The 24,109-nt window shown below is 41.9% G+C and carries 24 protein-coding genes; 19 read left to right on the top strand and 5 right to left on the bottom strand.

Translation table 11 applies throughout. From position 1 onward, the window contains the following. Positions 1–88 precede the first annotated feature (88 nt). Positions 89–1,594, bottom strand: a complete 1,506-nt coding sequence (locus GSF13_RS14790) for a hemolysin (RefSeq protein WP_211866043.1) — start codon at positions 1,592–1,594, stop codon at positions 89–91. A gap of 187 nt (positions 1,595–1,781) precedes the next feature. Further along, a complete protein-coding gene (locus GSF13_RS14785; protein ID WP_010604778.1) occupies positions 1,782–1,985 on the bottom strand; it encodes a hypothetical protein in 204 nt (67 codons plus the stop codon). 115 nt (positions 1,986–2,100) lie between these two features. Between GSF13_RS14785 and GSF13_RS14780 the strand changes: the two genes are divergently transcribed. After that, complete coding sequence (locus GSF13_RS14780; protein ID WP_206472957.1) at positions 2,101–2,580, top strand: GNAT family N-acetyltransferase; 480 nt, start codon at positions 2,101–2,103, stop codon at positions 2,578–2,580. A gap of 44 nt (positions 2,581–2,624) precedes the next feature. Here the strand turns inward: GSF13_RS14780 and htpX are convergent, their stop codons facing one another. Then, positions 2,625–3,485: a protease HtpX gene (htpX, locus tag GSF13_RS14775; RefSeq protein ID WP_206472955.1), complete on the bottom strand. Its 861-nt coding sequence runs from the start codon at positions 3,483–3,485 to the stop codon at positions 2,625–2,627. A 147-nt stretch (positions 3,486–3,632) separates the two neighbouring features. Then, positions 3,633–4,157, bottom strand: a complete 525-nt coding sequence (locus GSF13_RS14770) for a TetR/AcrR family transcriptional regulator (RefSeq protein WP_010604775.1) — start codon at positions 4,155–4,157, stop codon at positions 3,633–3,635. 129 nt (positions 4,158–4,286) lie between these two features. On the opposite strand from GSF13_RS14770, the gene GSF13_RS14765 reads away from it, so the two are divergent. The 4 genes from GSF13_RS14765 (at position 4,287) to GSF13_RS14750 (ending at position 9,099) form a co-directional block, all read left to right on the top strand. Continuing rightward, positions 4,287–4,493, top strand: a complete 207-nt coding sequence (locus tag GSF13_RS14765) for a hypothetical protein (RefSeq protein ID WP_010604774.1) — start codon at positions 4,287–4,289, stop codon at positions 4,491–4,493. A gap of 132 nt (positions 4,494–4,625) precedes the next feature. Beyond that, positions 4,626–5,108: a 5-(carboxyamino)imidazole ribonucleotide mutase gene (gene purE, locus GSF13_RS14760; protein WP_102056812.1), complete on the top strand. Its 483-nt coding sequence runs from the start codon at positions 4,626–4,628 to the stop codon at positions 5,106–5,108. Between the two features lies 1 nt (position 5,109). Further along, positions 5,110–6,258: a 5-(carboxyamino)imidazole ribonucleotide synthase gene (locus GSF13_RS14755; RefSeq protein ID WP_211866041.1), complete on the top strand. Its 1,149-nt coding sequence runs from the start codon at positions 5,110–5,112 to the stop codon at positions 6,256–6,258. Positions 6,259–6,615: 357 nt separating this feature from the next. Then, entirely contained in the window at positions 6,616–9,099 is a 2,484-nt protein-coding gene (locus GSF13_RS14750) for a prolyl oligopeptidase family serine peptidase (protein WP_211866039.1), read from the top strand. Positions 9,100–9,124: 25 nt separating this feature from the next. Here GSF13_RS14750 and rrtA read toward each other — a convergent pair whose 3' ends face one another. Further along, the gene (gene rrtA / locus GSF13_RS14745; protein ID WP_174168864.1) at positions 9,125–9,709 is read right to left on the bottom strand and encodes a rhombosortase; all 585 of its coding nucleotides are present in this window, start codon (positions 9,707–9,709) and stop codon (positions 9,125–9,127) included. Between the two features lie 82 nt (positions 9,710–9,791). Between rrtA and ggt the strand changes: the two genes are divergently transcribed. The 14 genes from ggt (at position 9,792) to GSF13_RS14675 (ending at position 24,107) form a co-directional block, all read left to right on the top strand. After that, a complete protein-coding gene (gene ggt / locus GSF13_RS14740) occupies positions 9,792–11,552 on the top strand; it encodes a gamma-glutamyltransferase (protein WP_211866037.1) in 1,761 nt (586 codons plus the stop codon). A gap of 172 nt (positions 11,553–11,724) precedes the next feature. Continuing rightward, complete coding sequence (locus tag GSF13_RS14735; RefSeq protein WP_138583474.1) at positions 11,725–13,419, top strand: NAD-dependent malic enzyme; 1,695 nt, start codon at positions 11,725–11,727, stop codon at positions 13,417–13,419. Positions 13,420–13,897: 478 nt separating this feature from the next. Continuing rightward, on the top strand, positions 13,898–14,602 hold the full coding sequence (locus GSF13_RS14730) for an SIMPL domain-containing protein (RefSeq protein WP_174168866.1): 705 nt from the start codon (positions 13,898–13,900) through the stop codon (positions 14,600–14,602). Positions 14,603–14,658: 56 nt separating this feature from the next. Then, positions 14,659–15,033, top strand: a complete 375-nt coding sequence (locus GSF13_RS14725; protein ID WP_017217387.1) for an MAPEG family protein — start codon at positions 14,659–14,661, stop codon at positions 15,031–15,033. Between the two features lie 2 nt (positions 15,034–15,035). Then, on the top strand, positions 15,036–15,458 hold the full coding sequence (locus tag GSF13_RS14720; protein WP_211866035.1) for a sulfotransferase: 423 nt from the start codon (positions 15,036–15,038) through the stop codon (positions 15,456–15,458). Further along, on the top strand, positions 15,356–15,688 hold the full coding sequence (locus tag GSF13_RS14715; RefSeq protein WP_249122675.1) for a sulfotransferase: 333 nt from the start codon (positions 15,356–15,358) through the stop codon (positions 15,686–15,688). The genes GSF13_RS14720 and GSF13_RS14715 overlap by 103 nt, the downstream gene beginning before the upstream one ends. A gap of 42 nt (positions 15,689–15,730) precedes the next feature. Then, positions 15,731–16,303 carry a tRNA-(ms[2]io[6]A)-hydroxylase gene (locus GSF13_RS14710; RefSeq protein ID WP_010604765.1) on the top strand — a complete coding sequence of 191 codons (573 nt, stop codon included), beginning with the start codon at positions 15,731–15,733 and terminating at the stop codon, positions 16,301–16,303. 45 nt (positions 16,304–16,348) lie between these two features. Beyond that, positions 16,349–17,605 (top strand): S41 family peptidase, encoded by a 1,257-nt coding sequence (locus GSF13_RS14705; RefSeq protein ID WP_211866031.1) that lies wholly within the window; start codon positions 16,349–16,351, stop codon positions 17,603–17,605. 260 nt (positions 17,606–17,865) lie between these two features. Beyond that, a complete protein-coding gene (locus GSF13_RS14700; protein WP_206472947.1) occupies positions 17,866–18,249 on the top strand; it encodes a response regulator in 384 nt (127 codons plus the stop codon). Next, on the top strand, positions 18,246–19,151 hold the full coding sequence (locus GSF13_RS14695) for an AAA family ATPase (protein WP_010604759.1): 906 nt from the start codon (positions 18,246–18,248) through the stop codon (positions 19,149–19,151). Before GSF13_RS14700 ends, GSF13_RS14695 begins: the two co-directional genes overlap by 4 nt. Positions 19,152–19,165: 14 nt before the next feature. Further along, positions 19,166–20,095 carry a DUF58 domain-containing protein gene (locus GSF13_RS14690; RefSeq protein WP_248298726.1) on the top strand — a complete coding sequence of 310 codons (930 nt, stop codon included), beginning with the start codon at positions 19,166–19,168 and terminating at the stop codon, positions 20,093–20,095. Continuing rightward, a complete protein-coding gene (locus tag GSF13_RS14685; protein WP_206472943.1) occupies positions 20,085–22,028 on the top strand; it encodes a DUF3488 and transglutaminase-like domain-containing protein in 1,944 nt (647 codons plus the stop codon). Before GSF13_RS14690 ends, GSF13_RS14685 begins: the two co-directional genes overlap by 11 nt. Before the next feature lies 1 nt (position 22,029). Further along, positions 22,030–23,358 carry a Na+/H+ antiporter family protein gene (locus tag GSF13_RS14680; protein WP_010604756.1) on the top strand — a complete coding sequence of 443 codons (1,329 nt, stop codon included), beginning with the start codon at positions 22,030–22,032 and terminating at the stop codon, positions 23,356–23,358. A gap of 149 nt (positions 23,359–23,507) precedes the next feature. After that, positions 23,508–24,107 carry a response regulator gene (locus GSF13_RS14675; RefSeq protein WP_206472941.1) on the top strand — a complete coding sequence of 200 codons (600 nt, stop codon included), beginning with the start codon at positions 23,508–23,510 and terminating at the stop codon, positions 24,105–24,107. Positions 24,108–24,109: the final 2 nt, after the last annotated feature.

Raw genomic sequence — 24,109 nt, 5'->3', positions numbered from 1 at the left:
TAGTGATTTTAGTGGATTAACTAACTTCTTATCCCGAGTTCAGGTTAAACAAAGCGGCTTCTAAAAGTAGTAAGCCGCTTTGAGTCTGTTAATTACAACCTTTTTGAATGGTTTGTGTTGTCACACTGACCTCAAAGTCATTGTAATCGTTATCGTTTTGATCTTCCCAACGTTGGTTGGTATCTGAGACTTGGTACTTGGTTGATAGTGTATTGCTGTTACCATCGATAGCGAGCACATAGGTAAATGATTGTCCTTGAAGGATGTCATAGCTGCCGGCACTTCCGTATTCATCAAGCAATTTAATATACTGGCCGTTTACTTTGATACCCCAGTCATTATTGAATAATGAGTCTTCTCTGACGAACGCGTAATTGATCCGCGTGTAGTTGTCAGGCACACACGCGGTTTCATTGTCGAGTATGTTTCCCGATAGGGTTTCATTGCCTGAGGTATTGCTCACGCCAGTTACGCCCAAAGAGAGTTCCCGATCGCCAGTGTACTCAGTATCGTCTATTGTTGCTATTTGAATGGTAGCAGTTGTGCTGCCCGTAGGTATTACCAATGAAGTAGGTGGTGCTACGTAGTCATTTGATTGCGTTGTCACATCATTGACCGCCACCGAAAAGCTGACGTCCTGCTCGAAGGCTTTACTTAAGGTAATTTGATAGCTAAGGGTACTTCCTTCATAAACCGTGTTTTCAATACTCGTTAACGTAAAAGACGGTGGCGAAGGAGGGGTTGGTGTGCCGCCGCAACCAGAAACGGTATAGCATGTACTGCTGCCATTTGGGTTATATGCAAGGTCATTTACTCGTATTGGTAATGTATTGATATAACAGGTGCTTCCTGTATCAGGGTTTAACTTATAAATTGCGCTTTTGTTGGTGTGTCCGGCGTCATTAATGATAACGCGACTGATAATAAGCTCTCCATTACTATTAAGGCTTGCCCCTGTAACAGCAGTTAGGTCGTGATCAGATAATTTAGTCACAGAAAAGTCATTGGTATTAACTTGGTAGACGGCTGCACTCGTGACTAGAATCAAGCGACCATTATAAAACTCAAGATCGCCGCGGTATTTTCCCGCCAATGAGGGGAGATCCGAGAGCTTAGTCGCGTCGCCTGTGTTTTTATCTATGCTGTAAATAGAATCGTAACTCGTTCCAATGAGTCTATCGTTTGTGCTGTCATATGCCAATCCCACCAAATAAGCCGTTCTACCGACTATGGTATGAGAGGTTCCATCAAAATATGCCAGTTGAACATAGCGATGTTTTTTACCTTCAATGGGAATATCTGCGTCAGCTGGTAAGTTTAGATGACTAGTGTCAACTTTATAATCGATTGGCCTTGGTGCGGATGCATAGTACCAACGCGCACTGCTAGTATCATAGGCGAGTGCTGCCGAACTAAAAGCGGCTAGGCTATTGGCGCTGGCTTGTCCTGCACCTTCATCTAGGCCAAACAAAATACCAATATCGCCACGGCCAGCGTTAATACCAAAAACCTGACCTGGGCAACTATCTGCATAGGTGTATGTGGAAAGTAATGTTGAGAGTAAACCAAGTGTTGTGAGTGATGCTTTTAACATAGCAGGAACCCTAAAAAGTGTACGTCCTGTAACTTAAAACAACACAAAGCAATGTCTTCGCAATTGAGTCCAACTCAATGCGATGACTTAATCCTTTAAGGCGGGCGCTTCCATTATTGACTTTGCAATCTAGCGCTATAATTGATCATAATTTACACTTTTACAACAGTAAAATAGTTAAAAAGTACTAATTATTTGATTCTTGCCTATTTTTAAAGTTTGGCAATAATGACTCAACAATTTCTTTTGCTGAGATGGTATAGCGTACGCCAGAAAACATCACTGATGCATTTTCATCGATCCCTGTAATGCCCGTTAAAGTCCAGCCTTCACCTCTCTCTGGGCAGTAAACCTTCGTCGTTGGTGGGATAACGGTGAACTCTTGACTCATATTCATTCTCCAAAAATGCTAAATTATAAAGCAATGCAAGCGATCATAATATTGAAAGGTATATGTGCTGCAATAAGTGCTACCATTGCGGCAGATACTTAGACCTGAGCATTTTATGGAATTTGAAACACCAAGGCTAGTCATCAGGCCCATAAGGCACAAAGATAATCCGCAGTTATTAGCGTTACTTAATTTACCGCAGGTAAAAGCGTATAACGATTACGGCGATAACCTCACTGAAGTAGACCTTAAATGCATGATCCAAATGGATATTGAGCGTCAATATGAAGGTATAGGTGGTCGTTTTTGCCTCGTGTGTAAAAGCACTAAAGCGGTGATTGGATGTATTGGTTTCTATCACGAAGACGGTGATATTGAGGGCCTACATATTGGCTATGAATTAATGCCTGATTATTGGGGTAAAGGCGTGATGTTTGAAGCTTTACGTTGTCTATTTGCAAACAAAAGCCAGATTGAGTTTGAGCTCAATGTGGTTTTGGCGCATGTATCGGCTGATAATCACCGTTCATTAAACCTACTCAAGCGTATAGGGTTTAGCGCTGTTGGAAATAATCTGTATAAAATTGAGCTATAAAAAAGGGCAACTTAATCGTTGCCCTAGTATGAATGTGAAAAGAGTTACGAAAGTGCTTTAATTCTTTCATCAAGTGGCGGGTGAGAAGCAAAGAAGTCTGCAATAGACTTACCTGAAGCAATACCAAAAGCCATCATTGAGCCTTCTAATTGCGATTCATGGTTGTGCTTCAAACGCTCTAGTGCTGAACGCATTTTTTGCGCACCGACTAAATCCGCTGCACCTTTATCAGCTGCAAATTCTCGTTTACGACTAAAGTAAGCGACAACAACAGAAGCCAAAATACCAAAGAGGATCTGGAATATCATATCAAAAATAAAATATGTCCAGCTTCCACCTGACTCTTCTTCATCGCCATTCAAGAAGTTATCAACAATACCCGCCAATACTTTAGCGAAGAATATAACAAAGGTATTTACAACACCTTGGATCAAGGTAAGTGTAACCATGTCGCCATTTGCAACGTGCGACACTTCGTGCGCAAGCACTGCCTCTGCTTGGTCTTGATTCATGTTGTGGAGTAGGCCAGTACTCACAGCAACTAAGCTGTTATTTTTACTCGGCCCGGTTGCAAACGCATTCATTTCAGGGCTGTCGTAAATCGCAACTTCTGGCATCGCAATTCCTGCTTTTTTAGCTTGCTCTGCGACAGTAGAAACTAACCAATGTTCAGTTTCGTTTCGTGGTTGCTCAATAACATGGGCACCTGTTGATTTCTTTGCAATCCACTTAGACATGTAAAGAGAGATAAAAGAACCACCGAATCCAAATACGGCAGCAATAACCATAATGCCTGTATAGCTTCGGCTAGAAATACCAAACACAGACATTAAGATAGATAACACAATTCCTAACACAAGCATTACTGCTAAGTTAGTGATAAGGAATAAGATGACGCGTTTCATTTTGACCTCGTTAGACAAAAATAAGGAACTAAGTAACTTTTCCCAAGCACTTGCTTATTACACTAGTCCTAGATGCTTTATATGGTCAGAAGTTCAAAAGCACAAGTAAATTCGTATGAATATTCAATAAAGAACACATCATACAATTTATTGATTAACCAGTTTCAACTTCTGAGATAGAGAATGCAGCATCTGGTCAACAGAACTATGCTCATTGCTTAACCCTTCTAATAAGGTCATAAAGTAGCAGTCCATCATAACGGTTGCTTTCAACTCATTGTATTCCTGCTCACTGAATAACAAGTGTTTGAACAAATTGAGTTGCCCCTTAAAGAATTCGCTATGCCAAATAATCCCACAAAGCAGCTCTTTACTGAAATCTCTATTGCTAAGATAAAAAGCAAATAAATACTTTGCATAGTGGCGTAACTTTAAGCTGGCACTATGCTGCTCATCTGATGTTTTCGCTTCATTAATTAGTTCATCTATTTGGTTATGCATTGCGACTTTGAGCATGTCGAGCTTAGTGGGGAAGTGAGAGAAAACCGTTCCCGTTGCCACGTTTGCTGCTTGGGCAATTTGCCGAGTAGTGGTGTTTTCAAAACCATTGTCTTGAAAAAGCTGCCAACTAGCACTGAGAATTTTATTGTACGTAATTTCTCTTTTTTTCATATGGTTACCTTTTTATTTGCGAAGAGAGTGTAGCACAGTTCCAGATTATTTAAGAGATAAAGTTTGCAAATAATGAGCGCGCTCATTATTATAATTGAGCGTGCTCATTAAATTTCAATAGGAGTTGTTATGCAATATTTGAGCTTATTCATCGGATACATTCTATTCATCCCTTTTATCTTTTTTTACAGCTATATTCTTGGCCCAGCTTTAAAAATTGTGCTGATCCCAGGTGGTCTCGCGGTGCTATGCTTAATTATGGGTCCTAAAACGTTTTTCTCTCACTTTAACCGTGCTAAAGCATTAAGTATTGAAGAATTGATAGTGTCTAAATAACTCAGGGTGTCATCGCGTGATAATTGCAATAAGTTGATTCTTCGCATTAAAGACGAACTCAGGTATAATGCCCGCAGCTAAGGTGTGAAGGACCTTAGCCCTGTATCGTTCAAAATTAGTCGAGGAATTATTATGACCGTTGGCATCATTATGGGCTCAAAATCAGACTGGCCTACAATGCAACATGCAGCTGAAATGTTAGATAAATTTGGTATTGATTATGAAACTAAAGTGGTTTCAGCTCACCGTACTCCACAGCTTTTAGCGGATTATGCTTCGACAGCAGCAGAACGTGGGATCAAAGTTATCATTGCCGGTGCTGGCGGTGCTGCACACCTACCAGGTATGGCGGCAGCATTTACAAGTCTGCCTGTACTTGGCGTTCCAGTAAAATCAAAAACGCTAAATGGCGTGGACTCATTACTGTCAATTTGCCAAATGCCTAAAGGTGTTGCGGTAGGTACGTTAGCGATTGGCGACGCTGGTGCTGCAAACGCCGGTTTGCTAGCTGCTCAAATTTTAGGTTGTCAGCAGCCTGAGGTTTTTGCAAAAGTAGAAGCGTTCAGAAAAGAACAAACAGAAACGGTATTAGCTAATCCAGATCCTGCGAAATAACATGAATATTCTTGTTTTAGGGGCGGGACAATTAGCCCGTATGATGAGTCTATCGTCAACTCATCTTGATATAAAAGTGTTGGCTTATGATGTTGGCAGTCAAACGGTAATAAACCCCGTTACTTTTGCAACAACACCAGAGTCATTACAGCAAGCCATTGACAATGCTGATGCCATCACTGCCGAATTTGAACATATTCCACATGATGTTTTAGCGCTTTGCGAACAAAGCGGTAAGTTTTATCCTGGCGCAGAAGCAATCGCCACCGGTGGTGATCGCGCGAAAGAAAAAGCACTACTAGATAAAACATCTGTTCCTTGTGCTCCTTTCAAAATCATTACGGATAAAGCGCATTTTCTCACAGCGATTGATGAGTTAGGCATGCCTTTGGTCGTTAAAACCTGTCAGGCAGGCTATGATGGGAAAGGGCAATGGCGAGTTAAATCAGAGTCTGAAATAGATAGTACTTGGGCCGAAATGTCCGAGTTTTTGCAAGCAGGCACTGAAGCACAGCCTCACTCTATCGTTGCTGAAAAAATGATACCGTTTGACCGTGAAGTGTCGATTATTGGTGTGCGAGCAAAAAATGGCGAATGTAAAATTTATCCGTTGACTGAAAACCAGCATACCAATGGTGTACTGACCTTATCAATTGCCGGGAAAGAGAAAGCCAATATTCAATCGCAAGCGGAAGACGCATTTGCGAAACTTGCGAATGCACTCAATTATGTTGGTGTACTTGCTATTGAGTTTTTCGATGTTGAAGGTCAATTATTGGTTAATGAAATAGCGCCTAGGGTACATAACTCAGGACATTGGTCTCAACAAGGTGCCCATGTAAGCCAGTTTGAAAACCATATTCGTGCCGTTGCCGGTTTACCGATTGGTGATACAAGGCTGCTTCGCCCAACCGCGATGATTAATGTTTTAGGGCAAAGTCACATTCCATCGCAAGTTCTTGCTGTTCCGGGGACAACCAGTCACTGGTATGGCAAAGATGCGAAACCGGGCAGAAAAATGGGGCATATCAATGTTTCAGCTGACTCACTGCATAAGTTAGGTGAAGCACTGGCAGAGCTTGCTGACATCTTGCCTAAAGCAGACTACCCTGGGGTTATGGAAACCGCTCAGCAATTAATTTTGAATTAGTACTACTGTATTTTAGCAAAAAAGGTCCATTGTTAACTAAAAACCTAAGCTTCTGATAACTATTGAGTTAGCTCATTCCTTTATCGAAGAGCTCAGGTTGGATATAAAAAATTTAATTTTTTACCGTAATTTTTGGAACTCTTTTCTGATAGTGCGGTCTACTATTGTGAGGCGCGGATAGGCCTCATTTCATACTCGTTGTCCATCAACGACTATGTGAGCGCAGAGAGTATTTGGCCAGCATCCCTATGCTGGCCTTTTTTTGTCCTACCCATTGTGCTTTTAATCTTAAATCTGTCGATATTCCGCTGGCTTTCTGCTTAAATTAGGCAAATTTAACTATTATAAGAAAGTCACATGTTGAAACTCTCTCTTATCTCGATGGCAGTCGCTTCAGGTTTATTCCTTTCTGGTTGTCAGACCACTGAAGTAAGCCCAAAACCACAACAAGTTGAAGCCAATTCACCAGTCCCACAAGTCGTTGCGACTCCTGTTGATTTTGGTGGTGAGCAGATCACCCTAAAACAAGCAATGGCCCATCCTGATTGGTTGGGAAGACAACCAGAAGGCGCGTATTGGGGGGCCGATAGCAAAACCGTTTTCTATAAGCGTAAGCAAGCTGGTTCAGAGTTAAGAGATCTATTTAAAGTCAGTAGCGCACAAACAAGCGAAGCGGTTTCGCTGTCAGATTTGCATGCCGTTGGTGCTGCAAACGCGATTTATAATAAAGAGCGGACGCTACAATCTTATGAATTTAAGGGTAACATATTCGTTAAAAACCTGAAGTCTGGCGCTTTAACACAAGTTACTCATTCTTCGAACTATGAGTATGCACCGCAATTCTTAAGTGATAACCGATTAGCTTACCGTTCAGGCAATACGCTGTTTGCGTTCGATTTAGCCACAGGTTTAACCAAAGAACTGGTAAAGTTACATTTATCGGATAAGCCAGAAGGGGTAAAAGAGCCAAATGGATATATCGCTGAGCAGCAACACGAACTGATTCAATTCGTCGCGCTAACGCACAAAAACAGCAAAGATCGAGAAGCTAGAAATCAAGAGATAGAAGCGAATAACGCAAGCATCCAAGATAATCAGTTTTATCTTGGTAAAGGAAAAACGCTTATCTCAGTTAGCTTAGCACCTACTGGTGACAAGTTAATCGCCGTGATCACCGATGATAAACCAAATCGTTCTGACTCTGACATCATGCCTAACTACGTGAGCCAAAACGGTGACATTGATCCGGTAAAAGCTCGCCGCCGCGTTGCAGACACTAAACCAATGAGTTCTGATGTTATTTTCATTGATTTAGCAAAATCAGAGCAAGTCACGCTGAGCTATGATACTTTGCCTGGCTTTGATGAAGATGTACTAGCCGAGGTGAAACGCGAAAATGCTAAGGCAAAAGGTGAATCATATAAGAGTGAAAAAGCACCACGTGATATCAACTTGATCGACACATGGGGCTGGAGTCAATCCGCTATCCAATGGAATAGTGACGGTTCTCAAGTCGCAGTGATGCTTGGTGCTTGGGATAATAAAGACAGATGGTTAGCAACTGTTGATTTTGATAAACAACAATTCGTTTCTCAGCACCGCCTACATGACAATGCTTGGATCAATTACACCTACAATGATTTTGGTTGGTTAAGCAACCAAGACGCGTTGTACTATCTTTCAGAGCAAACTGGATATAGTCAGCTTTATGTTAAGCCGCTTAACGGCAAAGCAAAAGCAATGACTTCAGGGAAGTTTGTGGTTTCTGAACCAACCTTAACCCACGATAGTCAATTTGTTTATTACAAAGCCAATAAAGATCACCCAGGTTTATACGAAATTTATCGCGTCAATTTAGCAAGCGGTGAAGATGAGCAGTTAACCGATTTAGATGGCCTGACAGATTACCAGCTAAGCCCAGATGAGCAAAAGCTGTTGTTAACTCACTCAAAAATCATGATGCCTCCAGAACTTTATGTGGCGGATGCAGCGCCAAAAGCAGCGGTGTCACGACTCACTAATACGGTCTCAGATGCATTTTTAAATAAGAAGTTAATTGCACCTAAGATTGTTGCGGTTCCTTCAAGCCATCAAGGTGAGCCTGTCTACGCAAAAGTATATTACCCAGCAGATTATCAAGAAGGTGAAACGGGTAAGAATCGTAAGGCTGTGATCTTTAACCATGGTGCGGGTTATTTGCAGAACTCACATATGGGTTGGTCTAACTACTTTAGAGAGTTTATGTTCCATTCACTTCTCGCGAGTGAAGGCTATGTCGTCATGGATATGGACTATCGCGGCTCTAAGGGCTATGGCCGAGACTGGAGAACGGCAATCTATCGTCATATGGGTAAACCAGAAATCGAAGATTTGGCAGACGGTGTTGAGTGGATGGTGAACAACGCTAATGTTGACCGTGGTGCTGTAGGTACTTATGGTGGTTCATACGGCGGCTTTATGACATTTATGGCGCTATTTACTCAGCCGGATCTATTCCAGGCAGGCGCAGCTTTACGTCCAGTCACCGATTGGGCCTATTACAACGACCCGTACACCTCAAATATCCTTAATCGCCCAGATGTAGACCCAATTGCATACAAACGTAGTTCGCCTATCTATCATGCTGAAGGTTTGAAAAACAAGCTTCTGATCAATGCACCTATGGTTGATGATAACGTGTTTTTCCAAGATGTGGTGCGCTTGGTGCAACGCCTAATTGAGCTAGAAAAGGAAGACTTTGAAACGGCGATTTATCCAGTTGAACCGCATGGCTTTAGACAGCCATCAAGTTGGTTGGATGAATACCGTCGTATATACAAGTTGTTCAAAGAAAACTTGTAATCAAATGAGCGGATAAAAAGCCAGCTTAAGCTGGCTTTTTTGTTTTATAAAATAAATAGATAACAGCTAAAACCACACCACCAACTGCACCAAATAGATGTGCTTCAATGGCGACTCTCGAGTCTATCAGTTTGGCTACATCTGCGCTAGCACCCGCATATTGTTCCCAGCATACCTTTGCCCACACACCAATAAACAACAGATATCCAGTTGTTAGCTTCCGCTTAATATCTTCAAGTGCTCCCCATACGATAAGCCCATGTAATAAGCCACTCAAGCCTGTATATACAACAATGTTTGGGGAAAATAGCAAGATCATGAGCCCGGTAAAGAGGCCAAGAAAAAGTACATTCAGCCAATATTTTCTTAGTCTTGTATATTCGGCATGTAATAGCCAAATAAATAAGATACCAAGCAGGTTTAACATCAAGTGATACCAATTGCTATGGGTAAACTGACCGCTCAAAATACGCCATATTTCGCCATCAGCAATTGCATTCCTGTCAAAATCTAAGTGTGGGCCAAGCCCGAACAACATTAGTATTGTTGACAATATCGCCAAAGACACAGGGCCAATGAGATATTCTTTGTTCGTTGGAAGTTCAAACATACGATTTCACGTTATTATTTTTGCATATTGTGCCTAATTGCTTTTATGATGCCAAATATAAGACGTAAGCAAAGTGGGTATTATGAAACATACACTTGCATCACTAACCGTGATTGCCGCATTCAGCTTTTCAACCAACACCTTAGCTGAGCAACAAAAAATCGAAATTAGAGAGCCGGAAGCCGCAACAGGTTTCCAATCTAAAGAAGCACGCACCGCAGAAAAGTACATGGTCGTTGCTGCCAATCCCTATGCGAGTAAAGCAGGTCAATTGATGCTCTCAAAAGGGGGAAGTGCGGTTGATGCCATGATAGCGACTCAACTTGTGCTTACCTTGGTTGAGCCGCAATCTTCGGGCGTAGGTGGCGGGGCGTTTATCCTGCACTACGACAAGAAAAGCAATGAATTAATTAGTTTTGATGGAAGAGAAACTGCACCAAAACTTGCAGGCCCTGATCTATTTTTAGATGATACGGGTAATGCGGTTAGGTGGATTGAGGCTGTTGTGGGCGGTCGCTCTGTTGGTGTGCCTGGCATTCTGCACGCGTTTAAATCAGCACATGACAAATACGGTAAATTGCCATGGCAGGAATTATTTAAACCAGCGATTGAATTAGCTCGAGAAGGATTTATCGTCTCTCCACGTTTAAATATGCTGCTTGAGAAAAAACTCAACCCAGGTTTGACAAGGCTCAGTCCCGCAAAAGAGTATTTTTATCCGGATGGTAAAGCACTACAACCAGGGGCCCTTAAAAAGAATCTGCCTTTGGCAAACCTATACTACAAAGTAGCAACACAAGGGATCCAAGCCTTTTATGAAGGGCAAAATGCCACTCAATTAGTAGAAGCTGTGCAAAAGTCTGAAATCGCACCTGGCAAATTGGCGCTGAGCGACTTAGAACATTATAAGAGCAAAACTCGAGACGCTATCTGTACGGAATATCGTGTATATAAAGTTTGCTCTATGGCACCGCCTAGCAGTGGTGGTATTGCCGTTTTGCAAATGATGAAGCTGTTGGAACCGTACGACCTAGGTAAGTATAAGGCAAATGACTCAGAAGCCTTGCACCTCTTTACTCAAGCATCTCGCCTAGCATTTGCCGATAGAGATTTTTACGTAGCCGATCCTGATTTTGTTGAAGTGCCAGCAAAAGCATTGCTTAACGAGCAATATCTATTAGGCCGTAGCAAACTTATCGGTGAAACGGATAATCAGGACTTTCCAATAGGCGACCCAACTTCGGGTACGCTCGCTTATGCTATGGATGATAGTTATGAATTACCTTCGACCAGCCATGTGTCGATTGTAGATGCTGAGGGTAATGCCATTTCAATGACAAGCTCGATTGAAATGGCATTTGGCTCAACGGTGATGGTCAACGGATATTTACTCAATAACCAATTAACCGATTTTGCGCTTTCTCCAAAAGTAGGAGATAAATGGGTCGCTAACCGGGTAGAAGCAAACAAACGCCCAAGAAGCTCTATGGCGCCCGTCATGGTGTTTAACAAAGACGGGTCGCTTAAATTGATAGTCGGCTCACCGGGTGGCAGCCGTATTATCAACTATGTTGCTCAAACCTTAGTTGGTGTACTGGACTGGGGATTATCTGTGCAGGCTGCGATTGATTTACCAAAAATCACCAACCGCAATAAGTACACAACGCTTGAAAAAGGCACTGAGCTGACAAAACAAGCACCTTACTTTGAGAAAAAAGGCCATGAAGTACAGATCCGCGACTTAAACTCTGGACTACATGCCATTGAGGTTCGTGGAACACATTTAATCGGTGGTGCAGACCCAAGAAGAGAAGGTGTTGCACTTGGCGAAAGCAGCGAATAAGCCGTGGTTTCTTAAGTGCTTTTAGGCTATAATTTCGCGTTCCAGAAAAATGCATTTAACGTGCTCTGGAGCGCGTTAATAATGGTCTGATGAGCACTAAATTCATTGTAATTTAATCCTTTTCGACAATAATGAACCCTTAGACTAAAAAATTAGTGTCAAGCTTGTAAATATGACTAAACAAACCGATCCAAATTATCTCTACATTCCCTATTCAGGTCCTACACTATTAGAAACGCCACTGCTTAACAAAGGGAGTGCATTCTCTCAACGCGAGCGTGAAAATTTCAACTTAGCAGGACTACTTCCTCCTCGTTATGAAACAATTGAAGAGCAAGTTGAGCGTTGTTATCAGCAATATTCAAGCTTTAGCGACAACCTAAACAAGCACATTTACTTGCGTGCTATTCAGGATAACAACGAAACGCTGTATTACCGTTTAGTACGCGATCATTTGGAAGAAATGATGCCAATCATCTACACCCCTACAGTAGGTGATGCATGTGAGAAGTTTTCAGATATCTATCGCAGCTCTCGTGGTTTGTTTATTTCTTATGAAGACCGTTATCAAATCGACGATATTTTACGAAATGCCACTAAAGGCAAAGTAAAAGTTATCGTGGTTACAGATGGTGAACGTATTTTAGGCCTTGGCGACCAAGGTATAGGTGGTATGGGTATTCCTATTGGTAAGCTGGCACTTTACACCGTATGTGGTGGGATCAGCCCAGCTTACACACTGCCTGTAATGCTTGACGTAGGGACAAACAACGAGAAGCTACTCAATGACCCAATGTACATGGGCGCAAGACACCCGCGTATCGGCCAAGCTGAATATGACGAATTCCTGGATCTATTCATTAAAGCGGTTAAACGCCGTTGGCCTAATGTGCTGTTACAGTTTGAAGATTTCGCACAACCTAACGCAATGCCATTATTGAAACGTTACCGCGATGAAATCTGTAGCTTTAACGATGATATCCAAGGCACCGCTGCGGTTACTGTAGGTTCGCTACTAGCCGCTTGCCGCGTGAAAGGAGCGAAGCTCTCGGAACAAAAAGTGGTGTTTGTTGGTGCAGGCTCTGCTGGCTGTGGTATTGCAGAGCAAATTATTAGCCAAATGATTTCAGAAGGGATAACCGACGAGCAAGCGAGAAGCCAAGTGTTTATGGTGGACCGTTTTGGCCTTCTGACAGAAGGCATGGAAGGGCTAAGAGATTTCCAAGAAGCGCTAGTTCAACAACAAGCCAACCTTGCGGATTGGACATACAGTGGTGAATTTGCATCTTTATTAGATGTAATGCACTGTGCAAAACCAGACATCTTAATTGGTGTGTCAGGTCAAGCAGGTTTATTCACTGAGCAAGTGATCCGCGCGATGCATGCAGGGTGCGAACAGCCGATAATTTTCCCACTAAGTAATCCATCACGCCAAGTTGAAGCGCATCCAAAAGATGTGATTGAGTGGACTGATGGTCAAGCAATTGTAGCTACGGGAAGCCCATTTGAACCTGTAGTACATGGTGAGCAAACAATTATCATACCTCAATGTAATAACAGTTATATCTTCCCAGGGATCGGCCTTGGTGTACTTGCAGCTAAAGCGAACCGTATTACAGATAGCATGTTGATGGTATCGAGCGAAATGCTTGCTGAATCATCACCACGTGCTAATACGGGCAAAGGTAGCTTACTACCAGCCCTAACTGAAATTGAGCCGTTGAGTAAGCGAATTGCTTTTGCAGTTGCTAAAAAAGCAATGGAAGAGGGCGTTGCACTTGAAATGGAAGACGACGCAATTTGGGCAGCGATAGAGAAAAACTATTGGCTCCCTAAGTATAGAAATTACAAACGCTGTAGCGTCTAATTACTTTTACTTAGGGCCTGTTGATCTTTCAAGTTTGTTTTTGCAGCAGTTTGACTGGTATTTATACAAGGCAGAGCCTGCGTAGCATAGTTATTCTATGTAAGTCAGGTGATAACACAGTAGAAATGCCAGTCAAGCGCTGCCCTTTGGGTTCACCTGAGTGCGCTTTGTTCATTGTTGCTCAACTTTTGCCTAGATTACTAGGCGGCAAGTCGAGCGTCGCGACCAAAACACACTCAGAAGAACAAAAATCAAACAGCAAAGGTCAACAGGCCCTAGCTAAAACAGAAATCGCCGCCAACTCATATTGGCGGCGATTTTTGTTTATCAATCACGCGCAAAAGTTGAGAGTATCACATATAACTTCTCAGAGTGATAATCACTCATTTTGTTAAAGTTTGTTACCTTGAAATCCAATTCAGTAGTTGTTAATTGAAATATGCTTGAATATGCAGGTATCACTTTTTAGGAGCAAAAGATGCGAATTTTAACTGGCTTACTGGCATTATGTTTATCTGGATTTAGCTTTGCAGGCGCATTGCCTGACTCGCCGCATTTATATGTTAAAGGTACTTCATTTATTCAAGTACAACCCGATGTTGCAACCATACGTGTCGCCATTACCGAAAAGCAAAAATCGCTACCCACAGCCAAAGAAAACGTCGATAAGATTATGGCTAAGGCCATAGAAATCGCTAAACGCTTCGATATTAAAGAAGACGATATTCACGCAGAGCAACTGAATGTTTACAGACAGACACGCTACAATCGTGAATCAAATGAAGAAGAGTTTGATGGTTTTCGTGTGAGCCGCAGCTTGACTGTGAAACTTAAAGACATCAAAAAATACCCAGAGTTACTTCAAGAGTTTGTAGACAGCGGCATCAATCAGTTCAATAACACAGAATTTGGTGTTGAAAATGAAGGCAAGTATCTGCAAAGTCTCAAAAAAGCCGCCATTAAAGATGCAAAGAAAGCAGCTAAAGAACTAGCAGGCGAGTTTGATGTTGAGTTGGCAAAGCTGTACTCAGTTTCATTCCAACCAATGCAAACGCCAGTTCAGCCTTACGTGCGCTCTGCAGCGATGGCAATGGAAGCAGATCAAGGCGCATACAAAAATGCGTATAACACAGGTGCAATTACATTGAACGCGGAAGTTTATGCTGTTTACTTAATTGAGTAATACTGGCTGTGAACTAATTAAACTTATACACTAAGCCCTCCACTGGAGGGCTTTTTATGATCACCGGTTTATATGCGGCATTACTGGCACTAATCTATATTAAACTCAGTTTTAACATAATATCACTCAGACACAGACATAAAGTATCGCTTGGAGATGGTGGTATCGATGAACTGCAAAGTGCAATTCGGATCCACGGCAACTTTATCGAGTACACACCTTTCGTACTGTTAATGATGTTGTTACTCGAAACTCAACAAATCAACCCATATCTACTTCATGCTTTTGGCATTGCTTTTTTGTTTTCTCGAGTTGCACACTATGTTGCACTCGGTAAAACCAACTTTTCAATCAGAAAAGTAGCGATGGCGACAACATATGGAGTAATACTTATTTTAGCGTCATTCAACCTCGTGTATTACTTTATCTAAATATGACAAAACACAAATTTCTGGTAACGGGTTTACCACGAACGGGCACAACAAGTCTGTGTATTGCTGCATTAGGTGCTGGATACAAAACAGCACACACGGCATACACAAGGCAAGCGTTAGACTGCGCTGAGTTTATTGCTGACACGCCCGTTTTTGCTGACTATGAAAAACTATATGCTTTATATCCTGAAGTTAAAATAATACATTTGACACGAGATTTTGAGCAATGGCTTCCCTCAATTAAGCGGTTGATGACGGCAATGAAAGAAAATTTACTGTCACGAAAAGGGGCTTTAACGACACCATTAAGCGTTGTTATTTGGAAACTTTTCCTGATTTTGACAAACATTTTGAAGATGATGGTTATTGGCGGGATTGTTATAGCAAGCATCATGATAGGGTGCTTAGCTTTGCAAAAATGAATCATATTCCTATTATAATGGTCAATCTAACCGCGACTGATGCCGAGCAAACGCTTGCCGAATTTATAGGCGTGACTCAAGAAAAAGTGACCATTCCGCATGTCAATATCGGTGGTAAAGTCACTGCATGGAAGTGGTTTTCACACCCTAATAAAGTGGAATCGACACGTAATGGCAAAGCAGATAAAGACACAGCGCTCTTTAGCATGCAAGTTCGCTCGAGCGCCTGAGTTTGTTATACTCACCACAAGCTGTATATACAAGATAGAATTATGTTTGAATTAAAATATCACACACCTTTTAGCTGGACTGAAAAAGTCCTAGCCGACTTTGATACCTTTCTTCAAGATCACGCCGCTGCAGAAAAAAAAGCAGCCGGAATGGCGATGGCAATGCTTGGTCATTACCCAGACAGGATCAAGCTAGTAAAAGCGATGGCTGATCTAGCAATAGAAGAAATGATCCATTTTAAACAGGTACTTAAGATCTTAACCGAGCGTGGTACGCTACTAGGGAACGATCAAAAAGACCCCTATATAAAGCAAATGCGTGCATTGTTCCGCCAGGGCACAGATGAATATTTAATTGATAGATTGCTGATTGGCGCAGTAATTGAGGCTAGGGGCCATGAGCGTTTTTCTTTAGTTGCAGAAGCGCTTCCTGAAGGCAAAGAGAAAGACTTTTATGTTGCCATTGCCAAGTCAGAAGAAAAACACAAAAACCTCTTTGTGGAGCTCGGCTACGAGTATTTCGACAAATTAACGATAGACAAACGTTTAGAGGAAATTCTCATCGCAGAAGCGGATATTTGTAAGCGTATTCCATTTAGCGCAGCGCTTCATTAGTATGAAATAACTGGGATTAAATAATAATAACAAGGATATAATAATATGAAATTAAATGCTTTTTTATGCTTCAGCTTCCTTTTAACAACAAATTTTGCTGCAAGTGCTGAGACTTTTAGCGCGTTGGATGCGTGGAAAGAACTCGATCATAACTTGCAAACCCATTACGCATATCTAGATGATTTTAAAGGTTACCAGCAAACTCGGCAGCTATTTGAGAATAAGTTAAATAATTTAGATTCAAAGCAAGCCTTTATTGATTTAAGCCAAGCATATTTACGCCACTTTACAGATCCGCATCTCAATCTTGGTCCATTAAATGAAGAGGATTACAGTGTGTATCCAACAGGTGCAGATATGTATGTCGAGTTTAATGATAACAGCGCACTTATTATTGACGTAAAACGGAGCAGCGATGCAGACGTTAAAGGGATAAAACCCGGAGATAAAGTGACAAGGATAGATGGCAATACAATATCGCAAGCCATCCAAGACGTAATGCAGGTGCCATTGAGTCAATTAAATAAGGCTCAGAAGAGTTACGCACTGAATATTGCGTTAGGAGGGAAACGTTATCAAAAACGCGAAATTGAATTTCAACGGGATACAAAGCTAGCAACTGTCGAACTTGCCGCAAGTTACGATGCGATAAATGCGCTAGGTAATGGGCCTAAAGTATCCTACGAAAAAATAGATGAATTTGGTCATATTCGATTTAATAACGCCATGGGCAACGCCCAAACCGTTGATGAGTTCAAAGCTGCATTAAAGTCCCTAGGTGAAGTGAAAGGTTATATTATTGACCTTAGAAATACACCCAGCGGCGGGAATACTGGTGTCGCAGAACCCATACTTGGACATTTTACTGCTGCGCCAAGCGTGTATCAAAAGTACCGTACTCAAACGGGATCTGTACAATTCAACAAAGCAGAGTTAAAAGACGCGCTCACTAAACCAGCAAAGCAACAAATAAAGGTACCGTTTGTTGTACTTGCTGGGCGCTGGACTGGCAGTATTGGAGAAGGCATGACAATTGGCTTTGATGCTTTGGGTGCGGACGCAGTAATTGGCGCACCGATGGCTGATTTGCTTGGCGGCATCAAACGTCTCGTCCTTGATCAAAGTAACGCTTGGGTTGAAGTTGGGTTTGAACGCTTATATCACGTAAATGGTAGTTTTCGTGAAGACTTCGAACCAAATATAATTGTAGCTGGCGATATGGACAATAATGGTAGGGATGTAGCACTAGAAACAGCGGTGTCAGTTTTACATTCGAAAACGGATAAGCAGGTCAAAAAGTAGCCCATAAACATCCAACGAAATTTTGATTGTATAAGAGAGTAAGCTAGTCTCTCTTTTAATTTATTGTATTTAACATAATATAAATTATGAGCTGTATGGTTTGTAGTAATTGTAGTATCAAGAATGCCAATTTAATTACTTCTAATATGTCCAATACTAGACGGTATCGGACATTACTGAAAGTTTACTGTATTTTCTATTGAGCTATGGTTTCGCTTTTTATAGTATGTGGTTGAATTTGTAATTTGAAGTATCGACATATGGAATTTGTAAGACCGCTAGAACCAATCTTGATAATTGATGACGCAGCTGAGATCAGAGATTTTCTGACACAGATTTTGGAAAACTTAGGGTTTGAAGAAGTTTATGGTTGTGAAGACTTTGATTCCGCAAAGCCACTACTAAAGCATAAACAGCCCAGTGTTGTCTTCTTAGATATTGAGCTTCCCGATACAGATGGTACCGAGATCCTATCCTACATTAACGAAAATTTTCCAGTAGCCCATGTCATCATGTGCTCAGGTCATAATAGTATGGAGAATGTTCAAAATACTTGGGAGCTTGGTGCTAAGGGCTTTATCGCTAAACCTTTCAATGCACATAAAGTGGATTCGGTAATGAAGCGTTTAGAGCTGGTTACATGAATGAAGAAATAAAGAAACTTACCGATGCGCTCTCTACCGTTATTTTAGAAAAGCCTGAACAAATAAAACTCGCGATCTGCAGTCTTTTGTGTCGCGGCCATCTTCTAATCGAAGATTTACCAGGTATGGGTAAGACGACGCTATCTCATTCTCTTGCTGATGTGTTAGGCCTGACATATCGTCGCGTGCAATTTACTAGCGATCTACTCCCAGCTGATATTACCGGCACTTCTATTTTTAACCGTGAACATCAGTCTTTTGAATTCCATCCTGGTCCAATTTTCAGCCAAGTTTTACTGGCCGATGAAATTAACCGCGCAAGTCCAAAAACTCAAAGCGCGTTGTTGGAGTCCATGGAAGAACATCAAGTAACCATCGATGGCGTAAGCCATGAGCTCCCTAGCCCATTTTTTGTGATTGCAACGCAAAATCCTCAGCATCAATCTGGCACGCATCCACTGCCTGAGTCACAACTAGACCGCTTTTTTATGCGTATAAGCTTAGGATACCCCTCGGAAATGGCAGAAGCGCAGCTAATTAAATTAGCTGGGAAAGCGAGAAAACTGACTCAAGCACCACAAGTGATCGATGGTAAAACACTGTTAGCCTATCAACAAGTTGTGCCTAACATTGTGCTAAGTGACGCTATTATTGATTACATCCTTCGCTTAGTTAACTACACACGCAGCTCAGGTCAATTTAGCGATCCTTTGTCGCCAAGAGCTAGCATCGCACTTGCAGCCGCAAGTCGTGCATATGCGTTTATTAGTGGTCGAGATTTCGTCATACCCGATGATGTTCAAGCCGTTTTCACTTCAGTCTGTGCCCATCGACTTGGCGTTACCACGACTAATGAAGCAGAAGTTCAGACACAGGTCTTTCAAAACGTACCGGTACATTAAGCATGATTAACCGCTTGAAACGGAAAGTTAAGCAGCATATTTATAAACGACATCAACGCTCAGAAATACGGTTATCTCATAATAATATCTACATACTGCCATCTAAGGATGGCGGTTTTTTTATCGCTGTGGCTTTGCTTAATTTTGTATTGGGGATCAACTATCAGAATAATCTAATCCTTGCAGTGTCCTACATTATGGCTGTGATGATGATAGCCGCCCTATTTTTAGGTTTTTTTAACTTGAACAATACAAATGTCCGATATTTGGGAAGTAATGCTAATTTTAGCCCATATAGTTCATCTATTAGACTCAGTATTTCATCTAGCGCAGAGATCCAATCACTTCGACTTTCAAGTGAATACAACCAAACGACTACCCATATTTCCGAAGTGAGTGATGAGAAAATTCTCGAGCTAAGTGCCCCTGAATTACCTCGTGGCGTATATGATACGGGGGTAATTAAAATCCTCAGCTACTTCCCATTTGGCCTTATTCGTACCTGGTCGTATATAAAACCAAACGATACTTTCTACGTGTACCCTACTCCATTGCCCGTTGTAGACACAGAGTTTAGCTTCGGCAGTGCCTCGAATACTAGCCAAAGCATACAACAGAAAGAGCGTTCAGTTGAGTTCGACCATCTCTCGCAATATCAAAAAGGGATGAGTTTAAGCCGCGTTTCTTGGAAGCATTACGCCAAGACGGAACAGATGTTAATTAAACAGAATGCACCGGAGTCGGCCGATTTACACCGCATTATTTTCGATTATTCTAAACTTTCAGGCAGCAAAGAAGAACGTCTGAGTAAACTTTGTACTATGGTGCTTGACGCCGATAAGCAACAAACAAGTTATGCCCTGTTACTTCAACAAAACAGGATCCCGTTCGGTCAAGGTGAAACCCATAAACTATGTTGCTTGGAGGCATTAAGTGAATTCTAGCTTCCCAAAATGGTACTACAGCACGTCACTATTTTTATGGCTGCTGAGCATTATTCTTGTCGATGATTTTGGTATCGGTTTTGTCGGGTTATGTACCGTTTTAACACTATGGCAAGCATCGAGGTTGGTGACTAAACCAAGCGTGTTAAGCATTCGCTTTATCAACTTGGTCACTTTACTCGGCGCCATTGCAACGGCCTCATTAATAGGTATAAAAAACAGCGTGAATGTTTTTGTGGCTTTGATGTTGGTTGCATCGCTACTGAAACAAGTGCATGCCACGCAAGCTCGCCAATTTACACAAATATGTATTTTGAATTTCTTTACTTATCCGTGCTTATTTCTTTTTACACAAAGTATATTTGCAGCATTTCTTGTATTGATTTTGCTGGCTGTTAATTTAGCTATCATGCTTAATCTCGAGCAAAACCTAAGGTTCAAACCTGCGCTTAAGGTAAGTGCAAAGGGATTGGTATTGGTGCTGCCTGTAGCTACCTTATTAGTCGTTTTTTTACCAAAACTCCCGGCATTTTGGCAGTTACCTGCACCGCAGAATCAAGCAAAAACAGGATTATCTGAGAATGTAGATCCTTTCAATATCGCAAACTTATCCCAGTCCAGCGACTTGGTGTTTAGGGCGTCATTTGAGAACACTCAACAAACTGGACCTTTCTATTGGCGTGCAATTATTCATGATGAATTTGACGGACGGCAATGGAAAGTCTCTGAGTATCAAGGTACTAATATCAGAGCGTTGCCCAAAGAGCCGATCGGCGCAGCAACCATTATTGCGCAGCCAAGTCAACTTCCTTGGTTGTATGGCCTGTCATACTCTTATTCGAAAAACGCTAAGTTGAATAGTAACGTGTTTGGCACGGTCTATTTGAAAAACCTATCAGCAAAACCTGTCGAGTATCAAATCGATTTCACTGACTTTGAACCCCAAGACTCGTTAAGGCCTTGGTATTATAGGCGTAACACCGCATTACCTGACGGCATTAATCAACAGGCAAGGCAACTGGCGCGCGACTGGGACAGTCAATCGACAACAACGAGCCAATTCATTGAATTAATGAAGCGCTATTTTTTGCAAAATGGTTTCGTCTATACCTTAACACCAACTACAGCCCAATCGAGCGATAGGATTGATGACTTTCTATTTAGCTCGTTTAACGGTTTTTGTGGTCATTACGCCTCTGCTGCGGCGTTTCTACTGCGAAGCGCGGGTATCCCCGCTCGCTTAGTATCAGGCTATCTGGGCGGTGAAAAAAATGACAATCAAGGCTATTACAGCGTTTATCAATATGACGCACATGCTTGGGTTGAATATTTTACACCGGGAATTGGCTGGCAACGCTTAGACCCAACTGCCTGGATTGCCCCAGAACGCATGACAGGGAGTCTTTCTCAGTTAGAACAATTATCGAGCGAGTTTAAAAGTGGTTTGGGCTACAGCTTAATTGGGTTGTCTAATTGGCAATCTATTAATTGGTTGCGATTACAGCTCGAGGAGCTTGACTATCAGTGGACTCGCGTCGTCATTAATTTTGACAAAGAAAAGCAAGGCGCACTGTTTAAAGAGTGGTTTGGGAGTAATGGTCAATTTTGGGCTGGGATATTTTCCCTGTTTATGCTGCTTTTGCTCTCAATTGCGCTATTTTACCTTAGCAAGCAGCTTACTCGGCATAAACGCCCTATCGAACTTGTCTATTACAATGCTATAGTGTCCGATTTCAAAGAGCACCTAAGTGGCACTACGGCGAAACAACATATTGTTGAGTTATGTAAGTTATTTCCTGAGTTAGAAGCGTCGCTTTGGCAGTTTTATCAATTAATTGAAAAGTCACAGTATCAACAAAAACCACTTAATAAACTTGAGCTTGGTGAGTTGAAGAGGTTGTATAAATCAATAAAAAGAAAGGCAAGAAAATAGTATGAATGCTGTTATTTTGGGCGTCTTGCTCATGCTGGGGTTAACCCTCTTTAGAATAAATGTAATTGTCGCCATGACAGTTAGTGCAATAGCTGCGGGCTTAGTGGCCGGTTTAGATTTGAAGACAACCTTAAACGCCTTTAATGATGGGCTATCTGGCGGCGCAGAAATAGCCTTAAGCTATGCCATGTTAGGTGGGTTTGCAGTTGCTATTTCAAAGTCTGGCTTAACTCAAATCCTCGCGCAAAAGCTGCTCAAATTGGTTAATGCCAATGATAGCGAAGGTTCAACGTTTTTAAGCATGTTTATAATGGTCATCATCTTGGCTTGCTCGATTGCCTCGCAAAACCTTGTGCCTGTCCATATTGCGTTTATTCCGATCCTCATTCCACCGCTATTAGTCGTACTGAACAAGCTGACGATAGACCGCCGTGCGATTGCGTGTATTTTAACGTTTGGCTTAGCGACCAGTTATATGGTGTTGCCATATGGATTCGGTGGCATTTACCTTTACTCTATTTTGCATAAAAACCTTGTAGATAATGGTTTAGAATTGGTTAAGTTCGACGTGCCATACGCTATGGTGATCCCAGCGCTTGGTATGTTGATAGGACTGTTGGTTGCCGTTTTCATTACTTATCGTAAAAAGCGAGATTATGAAGTGAGTCAACAGCAAAGTACTCAGTCAAACACTGTACCTGAAGGCCAAGAAGCAACTAAAGTCATGATCGTCGGCGGTGCTGCGGTGCTGGCTTCTCTCATTGCACAAAATAACAGTGGCTCAATGATATTAGGTGGGCTCGTTGGCGTGATGATTTTTAGCCTCTTTGGCATTGTGAAATGGGAGCAAAACTCCGATGTTTTCAGTAAAGGTGTGGCAATGATGGCAATGATAGGTTTTATCATGATCTCTGCTCAAGGCTTTGCTTCTGTCATGAAAGCAACGGGCGATGTGGCAAGTTTAGTAGCAAGTTGTGCCGATTTTGTTGGCGATAATAAACCTCTTGCCGCTGCGATGATTTTGCTTGTTGGATTACTTATTACCATGGGAATTGGCAGTTCATTTTCAACCGTGCCAATCATTGCCACGCTATTTGTACCTTTGTCTCTAGAGGTTGGCTTTTCCGCTATGGCTACCGCCGCTTTGGTGGGAACCGCAGGTGCATTAGGCGACGCGGGCTCTCCTGCATCAGATTCCACACTTGGACCCACTTCTGGCTTAAATGCCGACGGCCAGCACGATCACATATGGGATTCCGTGGTGCCAACATTCATTCACTTCAACATCCCACTACTCTGCTTCGGCTGGATAGCCGCGATGGTGTTATAGGTTTATATATCCATGATCGTATCAAGGCTCCCCGCCTTGATACCTTTAGCTCACAAACATACTCTATTTTCTTTGTCTCTAATGTCGCTTTTGTCTTATTAGTTTTCTTGTGCTATACCAATATGTAAGAGAATTAAAGCAATAAGACTATGCAAACACTTAAACCAAGCGAAATCGCCAGCTACTGTAACGTACACCAACGCAGTGTAAGTCGTTGGATTGCCAATGGCGAATTAAAAGGTCATAAGCTTCCTGGACGCGGTAACTACCGTGTCTTACTTGAAGACTTTTTATCCTTTTTAAACAAGCACAAAATCCCCCTTTCGCAAGACTTTATTAGCGACTATCAAATCGCAGAAAGTGGTCTACACTCTGATAAAGAACGGGATTTAGCTAAGGTGCTTATCATTGATGACGAGCCCCAATATAGAAAAGCGATAAGACGAGTGATAGGCAACGATTATTTGATACAAGAAGCTGGGGATGGCTTTATGGCAGGCATTGCCATCTCTGAGTTTAAACCAAGTTTAATCACGCTCGATCTTTCCATGCCGGGAATGGATGGCTTTCAAGTGATCTCATTTATCCGCGAAAAAGAAGAATTTAAAGCGATTAAGATTTTGGTGATCTCTGCGCTAAATGATGTAGAACTTGAAAAGGCCAAAACGATGGGCGCCAACGATGCCCTTTCTAAACCGTTTGATAACTCTATTCTGTTAGAAAAAATTAATGCGCTAATACAGGGGTAGCT

Source organism: Pseudoalteromonas sp. M8 (assembly GCF_018141365.1).
GTDB lineage: Bacteria > Pseudomonadota > Gammaproteobacteria > Enterobacterales > Alteromonadaceae > Pseudoalteromonas.
The sequence above is the reverse complement of the archived record's forward strand: the minus strand, read 5'-3'. Positions and strand labels throughout refer to the sequence as shown.

What these genes read in the sequence shown, in the direction of transcription:
- rrtA (WP_174168864.1), bottom strand. Translation starts at nt 9,709, where the DNA reads ATGTTTGAACTTCCAACGAACAAAGAATATCTCATTGGCCCTGTGTCT.
- GSF13_RS14770 (WP_010604775.1), bottom strand. Translation starts at nt 4,157, where the DNA reads ATGAAAAAAAGAGAAATTACGTACAATAAAATTCTCAGTGCTAGTTGG.
- GSF13_RS14705 (WP_211866031.1), top strand. Translation starts at nt 16,349, where the DNA reads ATGAAATTAAATGCTTTTTTATGCTTCAGCTTCCTTTTAACAACAAAT.
- GSF13_RS14750 (WP_211866039.1), top strand. Translation starts at nt 6,616, where the DNA reads ATGTTGAAACTCTCTCTTATCTCGATGGCAGTCGCTTCAGGTTTATTC.
- GSF13_RS14680 (WP_010604756.1), top strand. Translation starts at nt 22,030, where the DNA reads ATGAATGCTGTTATTTTGGGCGTCTTGCTCATGCTGGGGTTAACCCTC.
- GSF13_RS14710 (WP_010604765.1), top strand. Translation starts at nt 15,731, where the DNA reads ATGTTTGAATTAAAATATCACACACCTTTTAGCTGGACTGAAAAAGTC.
- GSF13_RS14720 (WP_211866035.1), top strand. Translation starts at nt 15,036, where the DNA reads ATGACAAAACACAAATTTCTGGTAACGGGTTTACCACGAACGGGCACA.
- GSF13_RS14695 (WP_010604759.1), top strand. Translation starts at nt 18,246, where the DNA reads ATGAATGAAGAAATAAAGAAACTTACCGATGCGCTCTCTACCGTTATT.
- GSF13_RS14675 (WP_206472941.1), top strand. Translation starts at nt 23,508, where the DNA reads ATGCAAACACTTAAACCAAGCGAAATCGCCAGCTACTGTAACGTACAC.
- GSF13_RS14725 (WP_017217387.1), top strand. Translation starts at nt 14,659, where the DNA reads ATGATCACCGGTTTATATGCGGCATTACTGGCACTAATCTATATTAAA.
- ggt (WP_211866037.1), top strand. Translation starts at nt 9,792, where the DNA reads ATGAAACATACACTTGCATCACTAACCGTGATTGCCGCATTCAGCTTT.
- htpX (WP_206472955.1), bottom strand. Translation starts at nt 3,485, where the DNA reads ATGAAACGCGTCATCTTATTCCTTATCACTAACTTAGCAGTAATGCTT.
- GSF13_RS14735 (WP_138583474.1), top strand. Translation starts at nt 11,725, where the DNA reads ATGACTAAACAAACCGATCCAAATTATCTCTACATTCCCTATTCAGGT.
- GSF13_RS14790 (WP_211866043.1), bottom strand. Translation starts at nt 1,594, where the DNA reads ATGTTAAAAGCATCACTCACAACACTTGGTTTACTCTCAACATTACTT.
- GSF13_RS14755 (WP_211866041.1), top strand. Translation starts at nt 5,110, where the DNA reads ATGAATATTCTTGTTTTAGGGGCGGGACAATTAGCCCGTATGATGAGT.
- GSF13_RS14700 (WP_206472947.1), top strand. Translation starts at nt 17,866, where the DNA reads ATGGAATTTGTAAGACCGCTAGAACCAATCTTGATAATTGATGACGCA.
- purE (WP_102056812.1), top strand. Translation starts at nt 4,626, where the DNA reads ATGACCGTTGGCATCATTATGGGCTCAAAATCAGACTGGCCTACAATG.
- GSF13_RS14765 (WP_010604774.1), top strand. Translation starts at nt 4,287, where the DNA reads ATGCAATATTTGAGCTTATTCATCGGATACATTCTATTCATCCCTTTT.
- GSF13_RS14780 (WP_206472957.1), top strand. Translation starts at nt 2,101, where the DNA reads ATGGAATTTGAAACACCAAGGCTAGTCATCAGGCCCATAAGGCACAAA.
- GSF13_RS14730 (WP_174168866.1), top strand. Translation starts at nt 13,898, where the DNA reads ATGCGAATTTTAACTGGCTTACTGGCATTATGTTTATCTGGATTTAGC.
- GSF13_RS14785 (WP_010604778.1), bottom strand. Translation starts at nt 1,985, where the DNA reads ATGAGTCAAGAGTTCACCGTTATCCCACCAACGACGAAGGTTTACTGC.